This is a genomic window from Mycobacterium sp. 1465703.0, from assembly GCF_001672975.1.
Classification (GTDB): domain Bacteria; phylum Actinomycetota; class Actinomycetes; order Mycobacteriales; family Mycobacteriaceae; genus Mycobacterium.
In genome coordinates this window covers 1-22,127 of sequence record NZ_LZKU01000082.1, presented here as the reverse complement: position 1 = coordinate 22,127, position 22,127 = coordinate 1, and the positions used below count along the sequence as shown (strand labels likewise).

Sequence of the window (22,127 nt, the reverse complement as noted above, 5' to 3'; positions counted from 1 at the left end):
TATTCAATATGATGGTGCTTCGCGTGCTGACGTTGGCCGTCGTGCGGATCCGCTGCAGCAGATCTTCCAGCGCCCGGGCCGACTCGACGCGCACCAGCAGGATGTAGCTTTCTTCGCCGGCCACCGAGTGACACGATTCGATCTCCTCGATGTGCTCGAGGCGGGCGGGCGCATCATCGGGTTGAGAAGGATCCAGAGGAGTGATGGCCACGAACGCCGACAGCAGATGCCCGACCGCCTCCGGATCGACGCGCGCCGAGTATCCCGAGATCACGCCGCGGGCCTCGAGCCTGCGCACCCGCGACTGCACCGCCGAGACCGACAGCCGGGCGCTGGAAGATCTGCTGCAGCGGATCCGCACGACGGCCAACGTCAGCACGCGAAGCACCATCATATTGAATACTTTTTACGCTGATAGGCAACGAATACCATAAAATATACGGCGTAATCATCATAATTCCGTAAAAATCCCGTACACTGGGCGGCATGACCGCGACCCTGGATTGCTTCGCCCGTACCGATCGGCGCACCGAGCCAGACCGGGTCCATGAGGTGCTGGCGCGCAGCATCCGGGTCGACGGTTTCGATTTCGTGCTCGATCTGGCCCGCTCCGCCGGCTCATACCTGTACGACGCCCGAGACGGCCGGCGCTACCTGGACATGTTCACCTTCTTCGCCTCGTCGGCGCTGGGCATGAACCATCCGGCGCTGGCCGACGACGAGGAGTTCCGCGCCGAGTTGGCGCAGGCCGCGTTGAACAAGCCCAGCAACTCCGATGTGTACTCGGTGGCGATGGCCCGCTTCGTGGAAACCTTCGCCCGGGTGCTGGGCGATCCGGTGCTGCCGCACCTGTTCTTCGTCGACGGCGGCGCCCTCGCCGTGGAGAACGCGCTCAAGGTGGCGTTCGACTGGAAGAGCCGGCTCAACGAAGCCCGGGGCGTCGATCCCGAGTTGGGCACCAGGGTGCTGCACCTGCGTGGCGCATTCCATGGCCGCAGCGGATACACGCTGTCGCTGACCAACACCAAGCCGGTCACGGTGGCCCGCTTCCCGAAGTTCGACTGGCCACGCATCGATGCGCCCTACATCCGGCCCGGCGCCGATGTGGCCGCGGCCGAAGCCGAGTCGCTGCGCCAGGCCCGCTTGGCCTTCGATTCCCATCCGCACGACATCGCGTGCTTTGTGGCCGAACCCATTCAGGGCGAAGGCGGCGACCGGCATTTCCGCCCGGAGTACTTCGCGGCCATGCGCGAGCTGTGCGACGAGTACGACGCGCTGCTGATCTTCGACGAGGTGCAGACCGGCTGCGGCCTGACCGGAACGGCTTGGGCCTACCAGCAATTGGGCGTGCAGCCCGACGTGGTGGCGTTCGGCAAGAAGACCCAGGTGTGCGGCATCATGGCGGGCCGCCGGGTCGACGAGGTCGCCGACAACGTGTTCGCCGTTTCCTCTCGGGTGAATTCGACGTGGGGCGGCAACCTGGCCGACATGGTGCGCGCCCGTCGCATTCTGGAGGTGATCGAGGCCGACGGACTATTCGACCAGGCTGAGAAACAGGGCGCCTATCTGCGCAGCCGCCTCGACGAGCTCGCGGGCGAGTTTCCCGGCGTGGTGCTCGATCCCCGTGGCCGCGGGCTGATGTGTGCCTTCAGCCTTCCGACCGCCGCCGACCGCGACGAGTTGATCCGCCTGCTGTGGCGCCGTGCGGTGATCGTGCTGCCCGCCGGGCGCGACGGTGTCCGGTTCCGTCCGGCGCTGACCGTCTCGCGCTCGGAGATCGACGCGGCGATCGGCGCCATCCGCGGCGCGGTGCGGGCCTTAACAGAGGGATGAGCCGCATGCAGAGACGGTTTATCCGGGTTTGCTGCGGGGTATGTGATCCGGTGCGTCTTCCGCAGCTACAGCGCGGTATCGCCGCCCAGGAACGTCCGCAGCGCCGATTCGCCGTCGGATGAGTCCCCGGGCAGTGTGCCGTAGCGCGTAACTATTGCGACGTGACGAGCGATAAAACTCTCAGCGCGGGGCCTATCGGGGAGGTGAAGCGATGCAGAAAGCAGACGAGCGACCCGGCGGGGATCGCCTGGGTCAGCAGGACGGCGAGGTGCTTGCCGCCGTCCGGTTCACCGTGCTGGCGACGCTGGCTGCCGTCGGCTTTGTGTTGATCGCCGCGGTGTGGGTGAGCACCTGCCCGGGAGTGAGCGTGGACATGGTGGCGTGTGGTGCGCCGCAGCGCACCCTGTTGGCGCTCGGCGGTCCGCTGATCGCGTTGACGGCCGGGATCTGGTCGTTCGTGCGCACCTACCGGGTATGGAAGGCCCGAGGGACCTGGTGGGGGTGGCACGGGGCGGGCTGGTTCCTGCTGACCGCGATGGCGCTGATGGTCACCATGGGCGTCGCTCCGATCGCCGGTCCGGTACTCGCTCTTTAGCTTTGTTCTGCCGCGATCTAACGTTGATGGTGCGGTGAGGAGCAGCTATGGGAGACACCTATCACGACCCTGTCGACCATCTGAGGACAACGCGGCCGCTCGCCGGCGAGTCGCTGATCGACGTCCTGCATTGGCCCGGCTATCTCTTGGTCGTCGCCGGCGTCATCGGTGCCTGCGGCAGTCTTGCGGCTTTCGCCACCGGACATCATCACGAAGGCATGACCGCCGGGATCGCCGCGGTGATCGCCACGGTGCTGGGGCTGGCCTGGCTGATGGTGGAGCACCGCAGGATTCGCAGGATCGCCGATCGCTGGTACGCCGAACATCCCGAGGTGCACCGGCAGTGGCCGGCCAGCTAGCGCCGACCATCAGCGGATCCAGCGGGATTTTTTGCCCGGTGACCTGCTCGGACGTTGTGCGCTGTGAAATCTCGCACAAAGCCGATTTGGAGGTTACGGGCGCCAACTTGTGGGTATCAGGTTTGCACCATGATGAGTGCCGGAACGGTTGCGTTAGCGTGGTTACCCCATCATGGGGGACAGGATCACCAACACACCGACATACATGCCTACTGCAACGACTATCGATATGACCAGCGCGGCCCCGGCGATCACCATGACGCGTCCGAGCGGACGCGTCGCAATTGTGTCGTTCGCGTCAAGCCCGTCTGTATCGGGCCAGATAACCGGCGGCGATCATGACTAACCGGCTGGAACGCGACGTCCACGGCGCACTGCGAGGCAGTAGTAGTGTCAGTCAAACATTGCCGGGAGACCATATGAACGATGCTGGATTGCACGCTGACAAGCGTCCACGCGGCCACCGCGCCGTCGAACTTCACGTTGCTGCGCGCCTGGAGAACCTCGCCATGCTGCGCACCCTGGTCGGTGCCATCGGCACCTTCGAGGACCTGGATTTCGATGCGGTGGCGGACCTGCGACTCGCGGTCGACGAAGTGTGCACCCGGTTGATTCGTTCTGCAACTCCCGACGCGACGCTGCGCGTGGTGGTCGACCCACAAGATGACCAATTGGTGGTGGAAGCGTCCGCGGCGTGCGACACCCACGACGTGGTGGCCCCCGGCAGCTTCAGCTGGCATGTGTTGACGTCACTGGCCGACGACGTCCAGACCTTCCATGACGGCCGCTCACCAAATGAGACCGGCAGTGTTTTCGGCATCACCTTGACGGCGCGACGGGCGGCCTCCAGCAGGTGACAGCGCGAGCTGCCGGTGGTTCGGTGTCACGTCCGAACGAATACGCCGATGTCCCGGACATGTTCCGTGAGTTGGCCAACGCCACCCCCGACTCGATGGAATTCCAACGTCAGCGGGACAAGATCGTCGAGCGCTGCCTGCCGCTCGCCGACCACATCGCACGTCGCTTCGAAGGCCGTGGGGAACCGCGTGACGATCTGGTTCAGGTGGCGCGGGTCGGATTGGTCAACGCGGTGGTCCGGTTCGACGTCGACGCGGGCTCGGACTTCGTGTCCTTCGCGGTGCCCACCATCATGGGCGAGGTTCGCCGCCACTTCCGCGACAACAGCTGGTCGGTCAAGGTACCGCGGCGGCTGAAGGAACTGCACCTGCGGCTGGGCACCGCGACCGCCGATCTGTCACAGCGGCTGGGCCGGGCGCCGACCGCGACCGAACTCGCCGCCGAGCTCGACATGGACCGCGACGAGGTGGTCGAGGGCCTGGTGGCGGGCAGCTCCTACAACACCTTGTCCATCGACAGCGGTGGTGGCGGCGAGGAAGAGGAAGCCCGCGCGATCGCGGACACCCTCGGTGACGTCGACACCGGACTGGACCGGATCGAGGATCAGGAAGCTCTGCGGCCATTACTCGAGGCGCTGCCCGAGCGGGAACGCACCGTGTTAGTGCTGCGGTTCTTCGAGTCGATGACGCAGACGCAGATCGCCGAGCGCGTCGGCATCTCTCAGATGCACGTGTCGCGACTGCTGGCGAAGTCGCTAACGCGGCTCCGTGACCAGTTGCAGTAGCGGCCGGGGCTGTTCGTCTTCCACCCACAGCGGTTCCAGCAACGGCTCGGCCTGCGGCGTCGTCACCGGCAGTGTCGCATCCGGGTCGCAGACCCGCAGCAACCTGGCCACCGCCGGGCTGGGCGCCATGGCCCACGAAACATGGGCTGCTGAGCACGCCACATTGATCCGGTGTAGCGCTGAAAAACCGGCAGTACCAATGAATTTCAGGCCACGAAGATCCAGGACCATCCGCCGGGAGCGGCTGGTGCTCTGCTGCACATACGCGGCGAGCTGATCGGCATTGGCCGCATCGAGCTCACCGTCGACCGTGACCAGGGTGCCCGAAGGCCCCCACCGTGCAGTGAATTGTGCTGTGCGGCTTTGTTGCCAAGATTGCGCCACAGACATGGCTGACTCCATCCCATTGAGGAGGATTTCCCTCCTGTGGAATACGTCAGTTACGTGAAAGAAGTTCGGAGAAAGGAAGAAATTCCGCCTACCATCACGTCACCAACGAATTCCGGGCGGCTGTGAACTCAACCTTGTCCGCAACCCTACTCGCGGTAGGCAGGGCCTACAACGTGTCGGGCTAATCTCTCGCCGTGCTACTTGATCTCGGCGAGCACGGTGCCCTGGGTGATGGCAGCGCCGGGCTCGACCGCGAGTCCGGTGATGACACCGTCCTTGTGTGCGGTGACCGGGTTCTCCATCTTCATCGCCTCGAGCACCACCACCAGGTCGCCGGCGGCAACCTCCTGGCCCTCCTCGACCGCGACTTTGACCACGGTGCCCTGCATGGGCGCGGTGACCGCGTCACCGGAAGCGGCCGCGCCCGCGTGCGACCCGCGCTTGCGGGCCTTGGGCTTCTTGCGGATCACGCCGGCCGGATCGGCCGCGCCACCGTTAGACAGCGCCAGGTCACCGGGCAGCGACACCTCGAGCCGGCGGCCGCCGACCTCCACGACCACCTTCTGGCGCGGCCGGGTGTCCTCTTCGTCGAGGGGCTCGCCGCCGGTGAACGGTTCGATGGTGTTGTCCCACTCGGTCTCGATCCAGCGGGTGTGCACCGAGAATCCGTTGTCGTCACCGATGAACGCCGGGTCGGAGACCACGGCGCGGTGGAACGGGATGACCGTGGCAAGGCCTTCGACGTGGAACTCGTCCAGCGCCCGGCGGGAGCGGGCGAGCGCCTCCTCGCGAGTGGCGCCATACACGATCAGCTTGGACAGCATCGAGTCGAACTGGCCGCCGATGACCGAACCGGCCTCGACGCCGGAGTCCAACCGGACACCGGGCCCGGTCGGGATGTCGTAGCGGGTGACCGGACCGGGGGCGGGCAGGAAGCCGCGCCCGGCGTCCTCGCCGTTGATCCGGAACTCGATGGCGTGCCCGCGCGGCGTCGGGTCCTCGGTGAGGTCCAGCTTCTCGCCGTTGGCGATCTTGAACTGCTGCAGCACCAGGTCGATGCCCGCGGTCTCCTCGGTGACCGGGTGCTCGACCTGAAGTCGGGTGTTGACCTCCAGGAAGGAGATCAGGCCGTCCTGGCCGACCAGGTACTCGACCGTCCCGGCGCCGTAGTAGTGCGCCTCCTTGCAGATCCGCTTGGCCGACTCGTGGATCTCCTTGCGCTGCGCGTCGGTCAAGAACGGCGCCGGCGCTTCTTCCACCAGCTTCTGGAACCGGCGCTGCAGCGAGCAGTCGCGGGTGCCGGCGACGATGACGTTGCCGTGCTGGTCGGCGATCACCTGCGCCTCGACGTGGCGCGGCTTGTCCAGGTAGCGCTCGACGAAGCACTCGCCGCGGCCGAACGCCGCGACCGCCTCACGGGTGGCCGACTCGAACAGCTCGGGGATCTCCTCGATGGTGCGGGCCACCTTCATGCCGCGGCCGCCGCCACCGAACGCCGCCTTGATGGCGATCGGCACGCCGTACTCCTTGGCGAAGGCCACCACCTCGTCGGCGTCCTTGACCGGGTCGGGGGTGCCGGGCACCAGCGGGGCCTGCGCGCGGGCGGCGATGTGGCGGGCGGTGACCTTGTCACCGAGGTCGCGGATGGATTGCGGGCTGGGCCCGATCCAGATCAGGTTCGCGTCCAGGACCGCCTGGGCGAAGTCGGCGTTCTCCGACAAGAAGCCGTAGCCCGGGTGGATTGCGTTGGCGCCTGACTTTGCCGCCGCGTCAAGGATTTTGCCGAAGTCCAGGTAGGACTCGGCGGAAGTTTGGCCGCCCAAAGCGAACGCCTCATCGGTCAGACGCACGTGCGGCGCGTCGGCGTCGGGCTCGGCGTACACCGCCACGCTGGACAGGCCCGCGTCGCGGGCCGCGCGGATCACCCGGACAGCGATTTCGCCGCGGTTGGCGACGAGCACCTTGGAGATCCTCGAGCTGGCGTGACTAGCCACAGCGCCTCCTGTTTGGCATATCCGCAGACGTATTTCTGCGGACTTCTCTAAGAGAATTTCTTACAACGAGTTCCCGGGAAGTCTAAGCGCCGCGCCGTTGGGCCCGACGAGGCGGTCCATGTTTTTTCAGGACGACTCGCGCAGCTTGCGTTTGATGCGGGCGAGCATCGCGGACATGCCGCGCAACCGCAGCGGGCTGATCAGAGCGGCCAGCCCGAGGTCGGCGTAGAAGTCCTCGGGCACCGCCAAAATGTCGGCGGCGGGCTGTTCGTCGAGACCGGCGGCCAGAATCGACGCGAACCCGCGCGTGGTGGGCGATTCGGCGGGCGCGCTGAAGTGCAGCCGGACGCGATTTAGGTCGCTGGCGTCGACGTGCATGAACAGCGGAGTCTGGCATTCGGGGACCGGTTCCATGGCCGCTTCTTCGAGATCGGACGGCAGTGCCGGAAGTTCGTTGGCGAATTCCAGGAGCAGCGCCAGCTTGTCCTGGCCCTCGACTTCGGCGAAATCGGACACCACCTCGGCCAGCGGCGCGGGCAAAGTCATGGCGCCATCAGACCGGAACGGCGCCGGGCTCTTCACCCGCCACGATCGGGGTGCGCACGGTGTTGCCCCACTCGGTCCACGATCCGTCGTAATTGCGCACTCCGGGCTTGCCCAGCAAATGCGTCAACACGAACCAGGTGTGGCTGGACCGCTCGCCGATGCGGCAGTACACGACGGTCTTGTCATCGGGCTGGAGGAAGCCGTAGAGCTCTTCGAGTTCCTCGCGGCTGCGGAATCGGCCGCTCTCGTCGACCGCCTTGGCCCACGGAATCGAGCGGGCGGTGGGGATGTGGCCGCCGCGCAGCACTCCTTCCTCGGGATACTCCGGCATGTGGGTGCGCTTGCCGGTGTACTCGTCCGGTGAGCGCACGTCGATCAGCGGCTCGCTGCCCAGAATGCCCAGCACGTCGTCCTTGAAGGCGCGGATGGGTTCGTCGTTGCGGGTGACGACGGGGTAGCCACTGGACGTCTTGGTGGGGACGTCCAGCGTGGTCTCACGGCGTTCGGCCAGCCACAGGTCACGGCCGCCGTTCAGCAGCCGCACGTCGGGGTGGCCGAACAGGGTGAACACCCACAGCGCGTAAGCCGCCCACCAGTTGCTCTTGTCGCCGTAGATCACCACGGTGTCGTCGCGGGCGATGCCCTTGCGGTCCATCAACTCCGCGAATTCCGCTCCGTCGATGTAATCGCGGACCCGGGGGTCGTTGAGGTCGGTGTGCCAGTCGACCTTCACCGCGCCGGGGATATGACCGACGTCGTAGAGCAGCACATCCTCGTCGGATTCGACGATCGCCAGGCCGGGGGTGCCTTGGTGGGCGGACAGCCAATCGGCCGTGACCAGTCGCTCGGGGTGGGCGTAGGCGGACAATGTCGGGCTTGGATCGGGTGGTAATGCCACGTTTCCGAGCCTACCGCCCGTGCTGGTTCGTGGCCCACAGCGCGGACACCGACAGCCCGACCCGCCCCAGCAACGACCGCAGCAACGGCAGGCTGACACCGATCACGTTCGACGGGTCCCCGTCGATACGGTCGACGAACCAGCCGCCCAGGCCGTCCAGGGTGAAGCCGCCGGCCACCTGCCACGGTTCGCCGTGGCCGACGTAAGCTCGCAGGTCCTCATCCGTCGGGTCGGCGAAATGCACTGTGGTGCACAATGATTCGACTTCACGATGGGTGATGGCACAGTCATTCAGCCGCAGCAGGCAGTGGCCGGTGTGCAGTTCGCCGGAGCGCCCACCCATCAGCCGCCACTGGCTGGTGGCGGCCTCGGCCGATCCGGGTTTGCCGCACAGCTTGTTGTCGAGGTAAAGCATCGAATCGCAGCCGACGACGACGCAATCAGCCGCAACGCCGCCGTCCAGTTCAGCGGCCACCTGTTCGGCCTTGGCCAGGGCCAGCGCGCACACCACGTCGCCGGGCGGGGCGTCCGGGTCCAGCGCGGCGGCTACGGCACCTTCGTCGACTCCGGAGACCACGACCAGCGGATCGACGCCGGCCTGGCGCAGCACCTTGAGCCGGCCGGCCGACGCCGACGCCAGCACCAGGCGGGTCAATGCCTCATGTGGGTCATTTGCTGGAAAGTGAGTCGCTGATAGTTGGTCATCGCGAAGCGCAGCCGGTCGACCGGGAGGCCCCAGCGGGTCCGCTCGGGCTGTTCGGCCTCCGGCGCAGCGCCGACGCAGCCCAGCACCGCGACCAGTGCGGCCACCTCCTCGGCGGTGGGTTCGCCGCGCAGGATCTGGATGTGCGGCTCGTGCGACTGCGGTTGCGCGGCGTCGTCGGCGACGGCGTTGTCTTCGGTCATAGCGGTATGTTCCCGTGCTTCTTGGGGGGCAGATGGGAGATCTTGCGTTCCAGCAGGCGCAGCGCCGTTCCGATGTAACCGCGGGTGTGCGACGGCGGGATCACCGCGTCGACGTAGCCACGCTCGGCCGCGACGTACGGGTTGACCAAGGTGTCCTCATACTCCTGCTGCAGTTGCAGCCGCAGCGCGTCGACGTCCTTGCCCTCCTTGGCCGCCTCGCTCAGCTGCTTGCGGTAGACGAACCCGACGGCGCCGGACGCGCCCATCACCGCGATCTGCGCCGACGGCCACGCCAGGTTGACGTCGCAGCCCATGTCCTTGGAACCCATCACGCAATAGGCGCCGCCGTAGGCCTTGCGGGTGATCACGGTGATCTTCGGGACGGTGGCCTCGCCGTAGGCGAACAGCAGCTTGGCGCCGCGGCGGATGATGCCGTTGTATTCCTGGCCGGTGCCCGGCAGGAAGCCCGGCACGTCCACCAGCATGATGATCGGGATGTTGAAGCAGTCGCAGGTCCGCACGAACCGGGCCGCCTTCTCCGAGGCGTTGATGTCCAGGCAGCCGGCGAACTGGGTGGGCTGGTTGGCCACGATCCCGACCGGCCGGCCCTCGATGCGGCCGAACCCGACGACGATGTTCTGCGCGTAGCCGCCCTGGACCTCCAGGAACTCGTCGTCGTCGAGGATGCGGGTGATCACCTCGTGCATGTCGTAGGGCTGGTTCGGCGAGTCCGGGATCAGCGTGTCCAGCTCGAGGTCCTCCTCGGTGAGGTTGTCCTCGATGGCGCCCGGGGGGTGCGGCTCGGCGTAGCGCGGCGCGTCGGTGGCGTTGTTGGGCGGCAGGTAGCTCAGCAGGTCGCGCACCCAGTCGAAGGCGTCCTGTTCGCCGGAGGCGACATAGTGCAGGGTGCCCGACTTGGCCATGTGGGTGTGCGCGCCACCCAGCTCCTCCATGGTGACGTCCTCACCGGTGACGGTCTTGATGACGTCGGGTCCGGTGATGAACATCTGGCTGGTCTGGTCGACCATGACGACGAAGTCGGTCAGGGCCGGGGAGTACACGTGCCCACCGGCGGCGGCCCCCATGATCAGCGAGATCTGCGGGATGACGCCGGATGCCAGGATGTTGTTGCGAAAGATCTTGCTGTACAGGCCCAGCGAGACGACGCCCTCCTGGATCCGAGCGCCGGCACCGTCGTTGATGCCGATCAACGGACGGCCGGTCTTGATGGCCAGTTCCTGGACCTTGACGATCTTCTCGCCGTACACCTCGCCGAGGCTGCCGCCGAACACCGTGGCGTCCTGGCTGAAGATGCACACGTCGCGACCGTCGATGGTGCCGTAACCGGTGATCACGCCGTCGCCCAGCGGCCGGTTGTGCTCCAGACCGAAGTTCTTGCTGCGGTGCCGGGCCAGCGCGTCGAGTTCGACGAACGAGTCCTCGTCGAGCAGGGCCAGGATGCGCTCGCGGGCGGTCAGCTTACCCTTGGCGTGCACCTTCTCGACGGCCTCTTCACCGACCGGGTGCAGCGACTCCTCGCGGCGCTTGTGCAGCTCGGCGAGTTTGCCCGCCGTGGTGTGGATGTCGATGGTGTGCTCGGCAGCGGGTTCCGCAGTGTGGTCGGTAACGCTCGTCATGGGAGTCGAGCTTAGCGGCGCGGTAGTCTCCGCTGATGGACGCCCGCCCGTTGGGAACCGTGGACTGGGCGGCCGAATGCGACGTGCTGGTCGCGGGGTCCGGCGGTGGCGGTGTGACGGGTGCATACACCGCGGCGCGCGAAGGCCTCGACGTGCTGCTGGTCGAAGCGACGTCGAAATTCGGTGGCACCACCGCTTACTCCGGCGGGGGCGGCGTCTGGTTCCCGTGCAATCCTGTGCTGGTGCGCGCCGGCACCGACGACACCATCGAGGACGCACTCACCTACTACCGCGCCGTGGTCGGGGACCGCACCCCCCGCGAACTGCAGGAGACCTTTGTCCGCGGCGGCGCCGCGCTGATCGAGTACCTGGAGGCCGACGCCAACCTGAAGTTCGTGCCGATGCCCTGGCCCGATTACTACGGCAAGGCGCCGAAGGCGCGGCTGGACGGTCAGCGCCACATCGCGGCCAAGCCGCTGGCGGTGGCCGCTGCCCCGGAGTTCCGCGAGGTGATCCGCGGGCCGCTGGACACCGACCGGCTCGGTGCCGAACCGCCCACCGACTACTACATCGGCGGTCGCGCGCTGATCGCGCGATTCCTCAAGGCCGTCGGGCAATACCCGACCGCGTCGCTACGCCGCGACACCGCCCTGGTCGAGTTGGTGTGCACCGACGGGCGGGTCACCGGGGCGATCGTCGAGACCGCCGGGCGGCGCCGCGCCATCCGCGCCCGGCGGGGGGTGTTGCTGGCCGCCGGCGGCTTCGAAGCCAACGAGGAGTTGCGCCGGCGATACGGGGTGCCGGGAACGTCGCGAGACACCATGGGCGGCCCGGGAAGTCGGGGCCAAGCGCTGCAGGCCGGCATCGCCGCGGGCGCCGACACCGATCTGCTGGACCAGGCCTGGTGGTCGCCGGGCATGACCCACCCGGACGGCCGGACCGCGTTCGCGCTGTGGTTTACCGGCGGCATCTTCGTCAACCAGTCCGGCAACCGGTTCGTCAACGAGTCCCAGGCCTACGACCGGGCCGGCCGCGAGATCATCGCGCAGCTGCAGGACGGGTCGATCACGTTGCCGTACTGGATGATCTACGACGACAAGGAGGGTGAGGTTCCGCCGGTGAAGGCGACCAACGTCACCATCGCGCAAACCGAGAAGTACGTCGCGGCGGGCTTGTGGCATACCGCGGACACCCTCGAGGAACTCGCGGAGAAGATCAGCGTGCCGCCGGCGAACTTGGTGGCAACGGTGGCCCGGTTCAACGATTTCGCCGCCGCCGGCGTCGACCAGGACTTCGGCCGCGGCGACGAAGCGTTCGACCGTGCCTTCTCGGCGGGTGCGTCACCGCTGGTGCCCATCGACTCACCGCCCTATCACGCCGCGGCGTTCGGCATCTCGGATCTTGGTACCAAGGGCGGTCTGCGCACCGATACCGCGGCGCGGGTGCTCGATAAGGGCGGCAAGCCCATTGCCGGTCTGTACGCGGCGGGCAACACCATGGCCGCACCCAGCGGCACCGCGTATCCCGGTGGCGGCAACCCGATCGGAACCAGCATGCTGTTCAGCCATTTGGCCGTGCTGGACATGCGCGACCGGGGGCTTTGCTAAGGCGCGCGTTCTAGGCTGGGTCCGGTGACGGATCGTGATCAACTTCGAGCACCGCTGGACGAGGGCGCGTTACGCGCCGAGTTGATCGGCACCGGGCTGGGCTGGCGCAAGCTCGAGGTCGTCGAGCAGACCGGCTCCACCAACGCCGACCTGCTGGCGCGCGCGGCGTCCGGCGACGACGTCGCCGGTGCCGTGCTGATCGCCGAACACCAGACGGCCGGGCGCGGGCGGCACGGCCGCGGCTGGTCGGCGACGCCGCGGGCGCAGATCACCATGTCGGTCGGGGTCAGCGTCGTCGACGTCCCGACCACCGGGTGGGGCTGGCTACCGCTGGCCACCGGCGTGGCGGTGGTCGACACCGTGACGCCGTTGCTGGCCGGCACGGGGGCGCAGGCTGGGCTCAAGTGGCCCAACGACGTGCTGGCCGGTCCGCCGGAATCGCCGGGCAAGCTGGCCGGAATCCTCGCCGAGGTGGCCAAGCCCGTCGTCGTTATCGGTTTGGGGCTCAACGTGACTCAGTCCGCCGACGAGATCGACGGCCCCGGGGCGACGTCGCTGCTCGATCTGGGCGTCGCCGCGCCGGACCGCACCCAACTGGTGTCCGCCCTGCTGCACGAGCTCGGCCGCCGTTTCGTGGCCTGGCGGGCCGCGCGCGGAGCCGACTGGGCGCTGGCCGCCGACTACCGGGCCCGCAGCCTGACCATCGGTAACCAGGTGCGCGCGCACCTGCCCGGGGGCAAACAGGTCGACGGGACCGCGAGCGCCATCGACGACCAGGGCAGGCTATGTCTGGAAAGTGGGGGGCAGACCGTCGTGGTCGCGGCCGGCGACGTCGTGCATTTGCGCTAGTGGCGATCGCAAGCGCGGCCGGCGGCCCAGTCGGGCGCCGATTGCCGCTCTGCACAGCTAATGTCGGCGGGCATGGGCTACCCGGATAACGTTCTGGCCGCCGGCGAACACGTCATCGTGCACCGTCACCCGCACTGGAAGCGGTTGATCTGGCCGGTGCTGGTCCTCATCCTGATGACCGGACTGGCCGCGTTCGGCTCCGGATACCTCAACTCGACGCATTGGGACCAGCTCGCCAAGAACATCATCCACGGCGTCATCTGGGGGATATGGCTGGTGGTCGTGGGCTGGCTGACGCTGTGGCCGTTCCTGAGTTGGCTGACCACACATTTCGTGGTGACGAACCGGCGGGTGATGTTTCGGCACGGGGTGCTGACCCGGACCGGGATCGACATCCCCTTGGCCCGGATCAACAGCGTGGAGTTCCGCGACCGGCTCACCGAGCGGATGTTCCGCACCGGGACGCTGATCATCGAATCGGCGTCACAAGATCCGTTGGAGTTCTACGACATTCCGCGGCTACGCGAGGTGCACGCGCTGCTGTATCACGAAGTCTTCGACACCCTGGGTTCCGAGGAATCACCCAGCTGACCCAGCCGGCCGGCCCGGTTACGCCACGAGCGCAGCAGCGTGACGTTGTCGTTTTCCAAGCTGCCCTCCATCGCGTCCTCGAAGATCTCGGCGATCCCACCGGCGGTGAGGGCGGATTCCAGCGCCTTGTCGGGGTCGCGGACGAACTGGTCGGGGAACACCCAGCGGCGGAACGCCCAGAACCGGAACGCCATCTGCAACAAGTTGCCGATGATGTAGGCCGAGATGAAGTCGGCGACGTTTTCCACCGCCAGCGACACCGTCGGCTCGCGCAACTGCAACACATAGCTGGAGAACCACAGCGGTGCCATCGAGAGGAGCACCCCGACGCCGCTGAAGGCGAAGAACAGCAGCGCCTCGTGGTGGCGCTCGCGGCCGCCGCGATTACGGAAGCTCCATTCCCGGTTCAGCACGTAGGACGCGATCACCGCGACAATGCCGGCGATTACCTTGGCGGTTACCGGTTTGGGTTCAAGAATTGTCAACTTCAGCGTGTAGAAAATCGCCGAGTCGATGACAAAAGTGGTTCCGCCCACGATGGCGAATTTGATCAGTTCGTGGTGGCGTAGCAAATAGGGCTGCAAAACCCTAGGCAGACGCGCGATCGTGGCTTCGGCGAAGGACACAACACGTCAGTGTACGGATGCGCACAAATTCGACGCAAAATCGTACATAACAATTCGGTGTCGGCCCCGGTCAACATGCCTTTAGCGTCGGTTTGTCCAACCGTGACACCATGATGGCCGTGCCGAGTACAAGCCCGCAGGGCGCAGCCCCCCTGGCAGCCGCCCGAGCCGTTCCCCGCGTGGTTCCCGTCGTCGCCATGGTCGGCGGCGGGCAACTCGCCCGGATGACCCACCAAGCTGCGATCGGGCTGGGGCAGACGCTGCGGGTGCTGGCCACCGCCGCCGACGAGTCGGCCGCGCTGGTCGCGCCCGACGTCGTCATCGGTTCGCACACCGATCTCGAAGACCTGCGCCGGGTGGCCTCGGGCGCCGATGTGCTGACCTTCGACCACGAACACGTGCCGACCGAACTGCTGGACAAGCTGGTCGCCGAGGGCGTCAACGTAGCGCCCCCGCCGCAGGCCCTGGTGCACGCGCAGGACAAGCTCGTCATGCGCCGCCGGCTTGAGGCCCTCGGCGTCCCGGTGCCGCGCTATGCCGAGATCCGCAGCATCGACGAACTCGATGCCTTCGCCGAGCGCATCGCCGGGCCGGTGGTGGTGAAAGCGGTGCGCGGCGGCTACGACGGGCGCGGGGTGCGGATGGCCCGCGACTCTTCGCACGCCCGCGAAATCGCGACCAGCTTCCTTGCCGACGGGGTGCCGGTGATGGCCGAGGAGCAGGTGAACCTGCGTCGCGAGTTGTCGGCTCTGGTGGCGCGGTCGCCGTTCGGCCAGGGCGCGGCGTGGCCGGTCGTGGAAACGGTGCAGCGGGACGGCATATGCGTGCAGGTGATCGCGCCGGCGCCGGAGCTGCCCGGCGAGCAGGCCGCCGCCGCCCAGCAGCTGGCGCTGCGGTTGGCGGCCGAGCTCGGGGTGGTCGGGGTGCTCGCCGTCGAGCTCTTCGAAACCGTCGACAGCGAACTGCTGGTCAACGAGCTGGCGATGCGGCCGCACAACTCCGGGCACTGGACCATGGACGGGTCGCGAACGAGTCAGTTCGAGCAGCATCTGCGTGCGGTGCTGGACTACCCGCTCGGCGACACCGATGCTCTTTCGCCGGTGACCGTGATGGCCAATGTGCTGGGCGCCGCCGAGGCACCGGAGATGAGCGTCGACGAGCGGCTGCATCACCTGTTCGCGCGGATGCCCGACGCTCGCGTTCACCTGTACGGCAAGCAGGAACGGGCTGGCCGCAAGGTCGGTCACATCAACTTCGTCGGCTCCGGGCCGGCGGACCGGGAAACCGTGGCGAGGATGCGGGAGCGCGCCGAGCTGGCGGCACACTGGTTGTCACACGGGCAGTGGACGGACGGATGGGATCCGCATGGGTAGAGCGCCTCGCGTCGGGGTGATCATGGGCAGCGACAGCGACTGGTCGGTGATGCAGGATGCCGCGGCGGCGCTGGCCGAGTTCGACGTGCCCGCCGAAGTCCGGGTGGTCTCGGCGCACCGCACGCCGCAGGTGATGTTCGACTACGCCCGCGACGCGGCCGGGCGCGGCATCGAGGTGATCATCGCCGGGGCCGGGGGAGCGGCGCACCTGCCCGGCATGGTCGCCTCGGCGACGCCGCTGCCGGTGATCGGGGTGCCGGTGCCGCTGGCGCGGCTGGACGGCCTGGACTCGTTGTTGTCGATCGTGCAGATGCCGGCCGGCGTCCCGGTCGCCACGGTCTCCATCGGCGGCGCCCGCAACGCCGGTCTGCTCGCGGTGCGCATTCTGGGCGCATCCGACCCCGCGCTGCGCGCGCGCATCGTCGCGTTCCAGGAACAGCTGGCCGACAGCGTGCGGGCCAAGGATGAAGCGCTGCAACGGCAGCAGGGTAAAGTTACCGGCGAGTAGTAATAGGAGGCCGAGATGGCTGGATGGGCCGGAAACCCCACCTTTGATCTGTTTCAACTTCCCGAAGAGCACCAGGAGTTGCGGGCCGCGATCCGGGCGCTGGCGGAGAAGGAGATCGCTCCGTATGCCGCCGACGTCGACGAGAATTCCCGGTTCCCCGACGAGGCACTGGAGGCGCTGAACGCCTCCGGCTTCAACGCGGTTCACGTGCCCGAGGAGTACGGCGGTCAGGGCGCGGACTCAGTGGCGGCGTGCATCGTGATCGAGGAAGTCGCTCGCGTCGACACGTCGGCATCGCTGATTCCGGCGGTGAACAAGCTCGGCACCATGGGCCTGATCCTCCGCGGCTCCGACGAGCTGAAGAAGCAGGTGCTGCCGTCGATCGCGGACGGCTCGGCGATGGCGTCTTATGCGCTGAGCGAGCGCGAGGCCGGCAGCGACGCGGCGTCGATGCGGACGCGGGCCAAGGCCGACGGCGACGACTGGATTCTCAACGGCGCCAAGGCCTGGATCACCAACGGTGGCAAGTCGAGCTGGTACACGGTGATGGCCGTGACCGACCCAGACAAGGGCGCCAACGGCATTTCGTCGTTCATGGTGCACAAGGACGACGAGGGCTTCACCGTCGGGCCCAAGGAGAAGAAGCTGGGCATCAAAGGCTCACCGACCACCGAGCTGTATTTCGAGAACTGCCGCATCCCGGGTGACCGGATCATCGGGGAGCCGGGTACCGGCTTCAAGACCGCGCTGGCGACGCTGGACCACACCCGGCCCACCATCGGCGCGCAGGCGGTCGGCATCGCCCAGGGCGCCCTGGACGCCGCGATCGCATACACCAAGGAGCGCAAGCAGTTCGGCCGTCCGGTCAGCGACAACCAGGGTGTGCAGTTCATGCTCGCCGACATGGCAATGAAGGTGGAGTCGGCCCGGTTGATGGTGTACCACGCGGCCGCCCGAGCCGAGCGCGGCGAATCCCACCTGGGCTTCATCTCGGCGGCGTCCAAGTGTCTGGCCTCCGACGTCGCGATGGAGGTCACCACCGACGCCGTGCAGCTCTTCGGTGGCGCCGGCTACACCATCGACTTCCCCGTCGAGCGGATGATGCGCGATGCCAAGATCACTCAGATCTACGAGGGCACCAATCAGATTCAGCGCGTGGTGATGTCGCGCGCGCTGCTGCGCTGATCGTTTTCCGGCGGTGCTGTTGCAAAGAGTCGGGCCGCACGGCTTAGGATCTGCACTCGGTGCGTGAAGTCCACACCGACGATCGGTAAACAGTCACCGGCTTACGTCCGACCACTGTCACAGCGCAAAGGGCTTATCGCGGCAAAGGGGTCTGCAGTGCGGAACGCGCCTTCTGATGCCGGTCCACAGATGGCCGGGATTTGATGCCGGTGCGTGCTCCAGTGACCCCGACGGCGAGTTGGCAGTCATTGTCGTTGCTGCTGGTCGAGGACGACCGCGCCGACGCGGTGCTGGTGGAAGACCTGATCACCGACGCGGTGACCGACATCCAGGTGGTGTGGGCGAAGTCGATGGCGCACGCGGAGCGCGCGTTGGAGTCCGCCCGACCTGACTGCGTGCTGCTGGATCTGCACCTGCCCGACGCCAGCGGGATCGACGCGTTGAACCGCATCGCCAACCTCGATGCCACCGTCCCGATCGTGGTGCTCACCGGACTGAACGACGAGTACTTCGGGGCTTCGGCTGTTGCCGCCGGTGCGCAGGATTATCTGGTCAAGGGCCGGGTGGAGCCGGAAATGCTGCGCCGCGCGCTGCTGTACGCCATCGAGCGCAAGCGCGCCGAACTCATCGCCGCCGATCTGCACGCCACCCAGCTGCGGGCCCGGGAGAACGCGCTGCTGGAACGCGGCCTGCTGCCCTCGCCGCTGCTACTGGACAACCCGGGCGTCGGCATCGTCGCCCGATACCGGCCGAGCCGCGAAGACGCCCTGCTGTGCGGAGACTTCTACGACGTCGTCCAGACGCCCGACCGGGTGGTGCACGTGTTGATCGGCGACGTCGCCGGACATGGTCCGCACGAGGCGGCGCTGGGCGCGGCATTGCGGATTGCGTTTCGTGCGCTCACCTTCGCCGGTGTGCACGGCGTCGAGCTGATGCGCCAGCTCGAACGGGTCTTGTATTCGGAACGAACCGACACCGGAATCTTCGCGACCGTGCTCGCCCTGGAGATTTCGCCGGACAGCCCCCGGGTCAGCGTCATCCGGGCCGGCCACCCGCCGATGTTGCTGCAGGCCGGAGGGACGGTGGAGTGGGTCGAACCGCCGGGTGGCCCGGCGCTGGGGCTGCGCGCCGGCGACTGGCCGTCCGAAGAGCTGCAGCTGTCCGCGGGCCAAGGCCTGCTGCTGCTGACCGACGGACTCTTCGAGGGATATTCCGGGGAAGGCGCCAAACGACTCGGCGAGGACGGTCTGCTCGCGCTGGCCCGGTCGCACGCGGATCAGCCCGGCCCCCAGTTCGTCGATGCGCTTATCAACGGCGCCCAAGAACTCGCTCAACCACGCGGCGGTCTCACCGATGACATCGCCGTCCTGCGTGTCGAGAGGACTGCGTGATGGCATCGCGCCCGCTGCGGCTCACCGAGCTCACCGTGCGGGGATGGCTGGCTCTGGTGCTGTGGGTGATGGGCGCCACGGTGCTGGTCGGGGCGTTGGTCGGCGCGGTGTTGCTGCATCGCACCGACCAGGTGTCTCGCCAGATGGCCGACGAGATTCAGCCGGCGCGCGTCGCGGCGGCCCGCATGCAGGCTGCCCTGCGTGACCAGGAGACGGGGATGCGCGGCTACCTGATCTCCGCCGACCGGCAATTCCTCGCGCCGTACTACGACGGGCAGCGCGCCGAACAGGCTGCCGCCGACGAGATTCGGCGATTGGTGGGCGGGCGCACGGAGCTGATCGCCGATCTGGACGCCATCGAAACGGCCGCGGCCGACTGGCGGACAAGCTATGCCGAGCCGCTGATCGCCAACGTGGCTCCCAAAACGCCGAGCGTCGTCAGTCCGCGCAAGGCCGATGAGGGCAAGACCAAATTCGACCATCTCCGTGAGCTTTTCGATGCGCAAAACACGCATCTGGCGGCGGCCACGGCGGCTGCGGAAAACGAGTTCAACGAGATCAACGGCTGGCGCGATTGGGTTCTGGGCGCGACGGTGCTGATCGTCGTGGGGGCAGCCGTGCTGCTGGGCCTGCTCAGCCGCGCCGCGATCACCCGGCCGATCGCGGCGCTGGCCGCGGCCTGCCGGCGGATCACCGAGGGCAACTTCGATGAAACGATCAAACCTCCGCGGCGGCCCAAGGACATTCGGAAGATGGCGATCGACGTGGAGGACATGCGCAAGCGCATCGTCGACGAACTCGCGGTGTCGCAGGCGGCCCAGGCGCAGCTGGATGAACAGACCGCCGAATTGCGCCGGTCCAACACCGAACTCGAGCAATTCGCCTACGTCGCATCCCATGATCTGCAGGAACCGCTGCGCAAGGTCGCCTCCTTCTGCCAACTGCTGGAACGGCGGTACGGCGACAAACTCGACGAGCGCGGTATCGAATACATCGGCTTCGCCGTCGACGGCGCCAAGCGGATGCAGGCGCTGATCAACGACCTGCTGACCTTCTCCCGCGTCGGCCGGCTGGGCACCACGGAAACCGAGGTCCAGCTCGACGTGACGCTGGACGCCGGCCTAGCCAATCTGGCCGCTGCCATCGAAGAGACCGAGGCCGAAATCGTGCGCCCGGCGCAGCCGCTCCCGCGGATCATCGGGGATCCGATGCTGCTGACCATGCTGTGGCAGAATCTCGTCGGCAACGCAATCAAGTTCCGGCACAAGGATCGTCGGCCCCGCGTCGTCATCGAATGCGCGCCTGGCACGGGCACTCACGACGGCCAATGGTTGCTGAGCGTGGCAGACAACGGCATCGGTATCCCGGAGGAATTCTCCGACAAGGTCTTCGTCATCTTCCAGCGGCTGCACGGCCGGGAGGTGTACGCCGGAACCGGAGTCGGCCTCGCGCTGGTCAAGAAGATCGTCGAGCATCACGGCGGCACCGTCCGGATCGACACGTCCTACACCGACGGGACCCGATTCGAAATCAGCCTGCCCATCCCCGAACAACTCGACGAAGCAGACTCGGTCGCTTTGGAAGGAGCGCATCAGTGACGACACCCGAAGGCAGGGCAATCGACATCCTGCTCGTCGAGGACGACCCGGGCGATGAGCTCATCACCCGGGAAGCGTTCGAGCACAACAAGCTGCAGAACCGGCTTCACGTGGCGCACGACGGGGAGGAAGGCCTCGACTACCTCTACCGGCGGGGCCAATTCGCCGACGCGCCGCGGCCCGATCTCATCCTGCTCGACCTGAATCTGCCCAAATACGACGGCCGCCAACTGCTGGAGAAGATCAAGTCCGATCCCGATTTGGCCCGCATCCCGGTCGTGGTGCTCACCACCTCCTCAGCCGAGGAAGACATCCTGAAAAGCTACAAGCTGCACGCGAACGCCTATGTCACCAAGCCGGTCGACCTGGACCAGTTCATGAAAGCCGTCCGCCAGATCGACGAGTTCTTCGTGCAGGTGGTGCGGTTGCCCAGCGGCGGCGTCTAAAGCTGCGACGCCCGTCGCCACCAACCAGAACGTCTATGTCACCGAGCACGACATGGTCAAGCTGACGCCGTGAGGGCCTACGGCGCGGGCTGCGCTGCGCCCAAATACTCCTCGGTGTGCTGGCCCAGGGCCGGGGGAGGTTCGGTGGCCCAGCCGGCCGATGCGGCCTCGAAGCTGGAATACCGTGCAGGAGTGCGGATCACCGTCACTTCGTCGGCGCCCTCGCCGACCGGCAGGGCCAGCTCGTTCTCGGCGAACAGCGCGGTGCTGACCACCTGCTTCCAGGTGTTGGCGTGGCAGGCCATCAGGCCGGCTTCCTGGAGCAGCTGCACCCATTCGTCGGCGGTCTTGGCGGCCAGCGCCTTCTCGAGTTCCTCGGTCAGCTCGGGATAATTGAGGGCGCGGGCGCGCTGGTCGGCGAACCGCTCGTCGTCGCGCATGTCGGGTCGGCCGATGATCTCGCACAGCTTGTCCCAGTGCTTGGGCACGTAGGCGCTGATCACCAGGTAGCCGTCAGCGGCCTTGAAGGCGTCCGAGGGTTGGGTGGCGAACCCAACACCCTTGCGCTTCTTGGACTTTGGCGCTGAATCGGGGGGCTTCGGGGCCTCGCTGGGCTTGTTCAGGTGGATGGTGAGCTGACTGGCCTGCAGGCTCACCGCGACGTCATACATGGCGACCCGCACCACGTCGGCGACTCCGTGCCGCTCGCGGTTGAGCAGCGCGGCCAACACCGCCTGGGCCAGCACGTGACCGCTGGCCGCATCCACGAGTTGGAACGGGATGATCTGGGGTTTGCCGGTGGGCGTGGGCATTCCGGTGGTCATGCCCGACTCGGCGGCCACCATCAGGTCGACGCCCGGCCGATTACCCTGTGGGCCGTTGCCGCCGTACGCCGAAAGGCGCGCATAGATGAGTTTGGGATTGCGCGATTGCAGCTCGTCGGGGCCCAGGCCCATGCGCTCCATGACGCCGGGCCGAAATCCTTCCAGCACAACCGCGGCAAGAAGTCGGTGATGGCCGACCTGCGCAGCGAGGACGCCAAGCAACAGATACTGCAACTCGTCGATACCGCAGACGTTGTCCTGGAAGGATTTCGGCCCGGCGTCATGGAGCGCATGGGCCTGGGCCCCGACGAGCTGCAATCGCGCAATCC

General features: G+C 67.1%; 23 protein-coding genes and 2 pseudogenes. 15 read left to right on the top strand and 10 right to left on the bottom strand.

The features are described from left to right. Positions 1–340 (bottom strand): annotated as a pseudogene (locus tag A5625_RS07805) (Lrp/AsnC family transcriptional regulator); the annotation flags it as partial. 146 nt (positions 341–486) lie between these two features. Between A5625_RS07805 and lat the strand changes: the two are divergent. From lat to A5625_RS07780, 5 genes are all read left to right on the top strand, one after another. Then, complete coding sequence (lat, locus tag A5625_RS07800) at positions 487–1,833, top strand: L-lysine 6-transaminase (protein ID WP_066991143.1); 1,347 nt, start codon at positions 487–489, stop codon at positions 1,831–1,833. 211 nt (positions 1,834–2,044) lie between these two features. Beyond that, entirely contained in the window at positions 2,045–2,428 is a 384-nt protein-coding gene (locus tag A5625_RS07795) for a hypothetical protein (RefSeq protein WP_066991140.1), read from the top strand. 47 nt (positions 2,429–2,475) lie between these two features. Beyond that, a complete protein-coding gene (gene usfY / locus A5625_RS07790) occupies positions 2,476–2,787 on the top strand; it encodes a protein UsfY (protein WP_066991137.1) in 312 nt (103 codons plus the stop codon). 419 nt (positions 2,788–3,206) lie between these two features. Continuing rightward, positions 3,207–3,644, top strand: a complete 438-nt coding sequence (locus tag A5625_RS07785; RefSeq protein ID WP_066991134.1) for an ATP-binding protein — start codon at positions 3,207–3,209, stop codon at positions 3,642–3,644. After that, on the top strand, positions 3,641–4,429 hold the full coding sequence (locus A5625_RS07780) for an RNA polymerase sigma factor SigF (RefSeq protein ID WP_066991131.1): 789 nt from the start codon (positions 3,641–3,643) through the stop codon (positions 4,427–4,429). Before A5625_RS07785 ends, A5625_RS07780 begins: the two co-directional genes overlap by 4 nt. Here the strand turns inward: A5625_RS07780 and A5625_RS07775 are convergent. The 7 genes from A5625_RS07775 to A5625_RS07745 all read right to left on the bottom strand — a co-directional run bounded on the left by A5625_RS07775 (position 4,400) and on the right by A5625_RS07745 (position 10,800). Beyond that, positions 4,400–4,831, bottom strand: a complete 432-nt coding sequence (locus A5625_RS07775; RefSeq protein ID WP_066991128.1) for an STAS domain-containing protein — start codon at positions 4,829–4,831, stop codon at positions 4,400–4,402. The genes A5625_RS07780 and A5625_RS07775 overlap by 30 nt on opposite strands. Positions 4,832–5,016: 185 nt before the next feature. Continuing rightward, a complete protein-coding gene (locus A5625_RS07770; protein WP_066991125.1) occupies positions 5,017–6,813 on the bottom strand; it encodes an acetyl/propionyl/methylcrotonyl-CoA carboxylase subunit alpha in 1,797 nt (598 codons plus the stop codon). Between the two features lie 126 nt (positions 6,814–6,939). Further along, positions 6,940–7,359 (bottom strand): SufE family protein, encoded by a 420-nt coding sequence (locus tag A5625_RS07765; protein ID WP_066991122.1) that lies wholly within the window; start codon positions 7,357–7,359, stop codon positions 6,940–6,942. A 7-nt stretch (positions 7,360–7,366) separates the two neighbouring features. Then, a complete protein-coding gene (locus tag A5625_RS07760; protein WP_066991119.1) occupies positions 7,367–8,257 on the bottom strand; it encodes a sulfurtransferase in 891 nt (296 codons plus the stop codon). A gap of 10 nt (positions 8,258–8,267) precedes the next feature. After that, positions 8,268–8,912 carry a nucleoside triphosphate pyrophosphatase gene (locus A5625_RS07755; RefSeq protein WP_066991116.1) on the bottom strand — a complete coding sequence of 215 codons (645 nt, stop codon included), beginning with the start codon at positions 8,910–8,912 and terminating at the stop codon, positions 8,268–8,270. Then, positions 8,909–9,163, bottom strand: a complete 255-nt coding sequence (locus A5625_RS07750) for an acyl-CoA carboxylase subunit epsilon (protein WP_066991113.1) — start codon at positions 9,161–9,163, stop codon at positions 8,909–8,911. The genes A5625_RS07755 and A5625_RS07750 overlap by 4 nt, the downstream gene beginning before the upstream one ends. Continuing rightward, complete coding sequence (locus tag A5625_RS07745) at positions 9,160–10,800, bottom strand: acyl-CoA carboxylase subunit beta (protein ID WP_066991110.1); 1,641 nt, start codon at positions 10,798–10,800, stop codon at positions 9,160–9,162. Before A5625_RS07745 ends, A5625_RS07750 begins: the two co-directional genes overlap by 4 nt. A 35-nt stretch (positions 10,801–10,835) precedes the next feature. Here A5625_RS07745 and A5625_RS07740 point away from each other — a divergent pair, with 35 nt between their 5' ends. The 3 genes from A5625_RS07740 (at position 10,836) to A5625_RS07730 (ending at position 13,847) form a co-directional block, all read left to right on the top strand. Further along, positions 10,836–12,407 carry an FAD-binding protein gene (locus A5625_RS07740; RefSeq protein ID WP_066991107.1) on the top strand — a complete coding sequence of 524 codons (1,572 nt, stop codon included), beginning with the start codon at positions 10,836–10,838 and terminating at the stop codon, positions 12,405–12,407. Positions 12,408–12,431: 24 nt separating this feature from the next. After that, positions 12,432–13,256, top strand: coding sequence for a biotin--[acetyl-CoA-carboxylase] ligase (locus A5625_RS07735; protein ID WP_066991104.1), 825 nt, complete (start codon positions 12,432–12,434; stop codon positions 13,254–13,256). 72 nt (positions 13,257–13,328) lie between these two features. Beyond that, positions 13,329–13,847, top strand: coding sequence for a PH domain-containing protein (locus A5625_RS07730; protein ID WP_066991152.1), 519 nt, complete (start codon positions 13,329–13,331; stop codon positions 13,845–13,847). Here A5625_RS07730 and A5625_RS07725 read toward each other — a convergent pair. Continuing rightward, positions 13,802–14,473, bottom strand: a complete 672-nt coding sequence (locus A5625_RS07725) for a GtrA family protein (protein WP_066991101.1) — start codon at positions 14,471–14,473, stop codon at positions 13,802–13,804. The two genes, A5625_RS07730 and A5625_RS07725, sit on opposite strands and share 46 nt — an antisense overlap. Positions 14,474–14,670: 197 nt before the next feature. On the opposite strand from A5625_RS07725, the gene A5625_RS07720 reads away from it, so the two are divergent. The 6 genes from A5625_RS07720 to A5625_RS07695 all read left to right on the top strand — a co-directional run bounded on the left by A5625_RS07720 (position 14,671) and on the right by A5625_RS07695 (position 20,974). Beyond that, positions 14,671–15,846, top strand: a complete 1,176-nt coding sequence (locus A5625_RS07720; protein ID WP_066991099.1) for a 5-(carboxyamino)imidazole ribonucleotide synthase — start codon at positions 14,671–14,673, stop codon at positions 15,844–15,846. Next, positions 15,839–16,354 (top strand): 5-(carboxyamino)imidazole ribonucleotide mutase, encoded by a 516-nt coding sequence (gene purE / locus A5625_RS07715; protein ID WP_066991097.1) that lies wholly within the window; start codon positions 15,839–15,841, stop codon positions 16,352–16,354. Before A5625_RS07720 ends, purE begins: the two co-directional genes overlap by 8 nt. A gap of 15 nt (positions 16,355–16,369) precedes the next feature. Further along, positions 16,370–17,539 (top strand): acyl-CoA dehydrogenase, encoded by a 1,170-nt coding sequence (locus A5625_RS07710; protein ID WP_066991094.1) that lies wholly within the window; start codon positions 16,370–16,372, stop codon positions 17,537–17,539. A gap of 203 nt (positions 17,540–17,742) precedes the next feature. Continuing rightward, positions 17,743–18,930 (top strand): PP2C family protein-serine/threonine phosphatase, encoded by a 1,188-nt coding sequence (locus A5625_RS07705; RefSeq protein ID WP_066991091.1) that lies wholly within the window; start codon positions 17,743–17,745, stop codon positions 18,928–18,930. Further along, a complete protein-coding gene (locus A5625_RS07700; protein ID WP_066991088.1) occupies positions 18,927–20,528 on the top strand; it encodes a CHASE3 domain-containing protein in 1,602 nt (533 codons plus the stop codon). Before A5625_RS07705 ends, A5625_RS07700 begins: the two co-directional genes overlap by 4 nt. Further along, positions 20,525–20,974, top strand: a complete 450-nt coding sequence (locus A5625_RS07695; RefSeq protein ID WP_066991085.1) for a response regulator — start codon at positions 20,525–20,527, stop codon at positions 20,972–20,974. The genes A5625_RS07700 and A5625_RS07695 overlap by 4 nt, the downstream gene beginning before the upstream one ends. Positions 20,975–21,051: 77 nt before the next feature. Here the strand turns inward: A5625_RS07695 and A5625_RS07690 are convergent. After that, a pseudogene (locus A5625_RS07690) lies at positions 21,052–21,975 on the bottom strand (CoA transferase); the annotation flags it as partial. 12 nt (positions 21,976–21,987) lie between these two features. Between A5625_RS07690 and A5625_RS28210 the strand changes: the two are divergent. Further along, positions 21,988–22,127: CoA transferase (locus A5625_RS28210; protein WP_232003522.1), on the top strand; the 140-nt coding region annotated here is incomplete at its 3' end.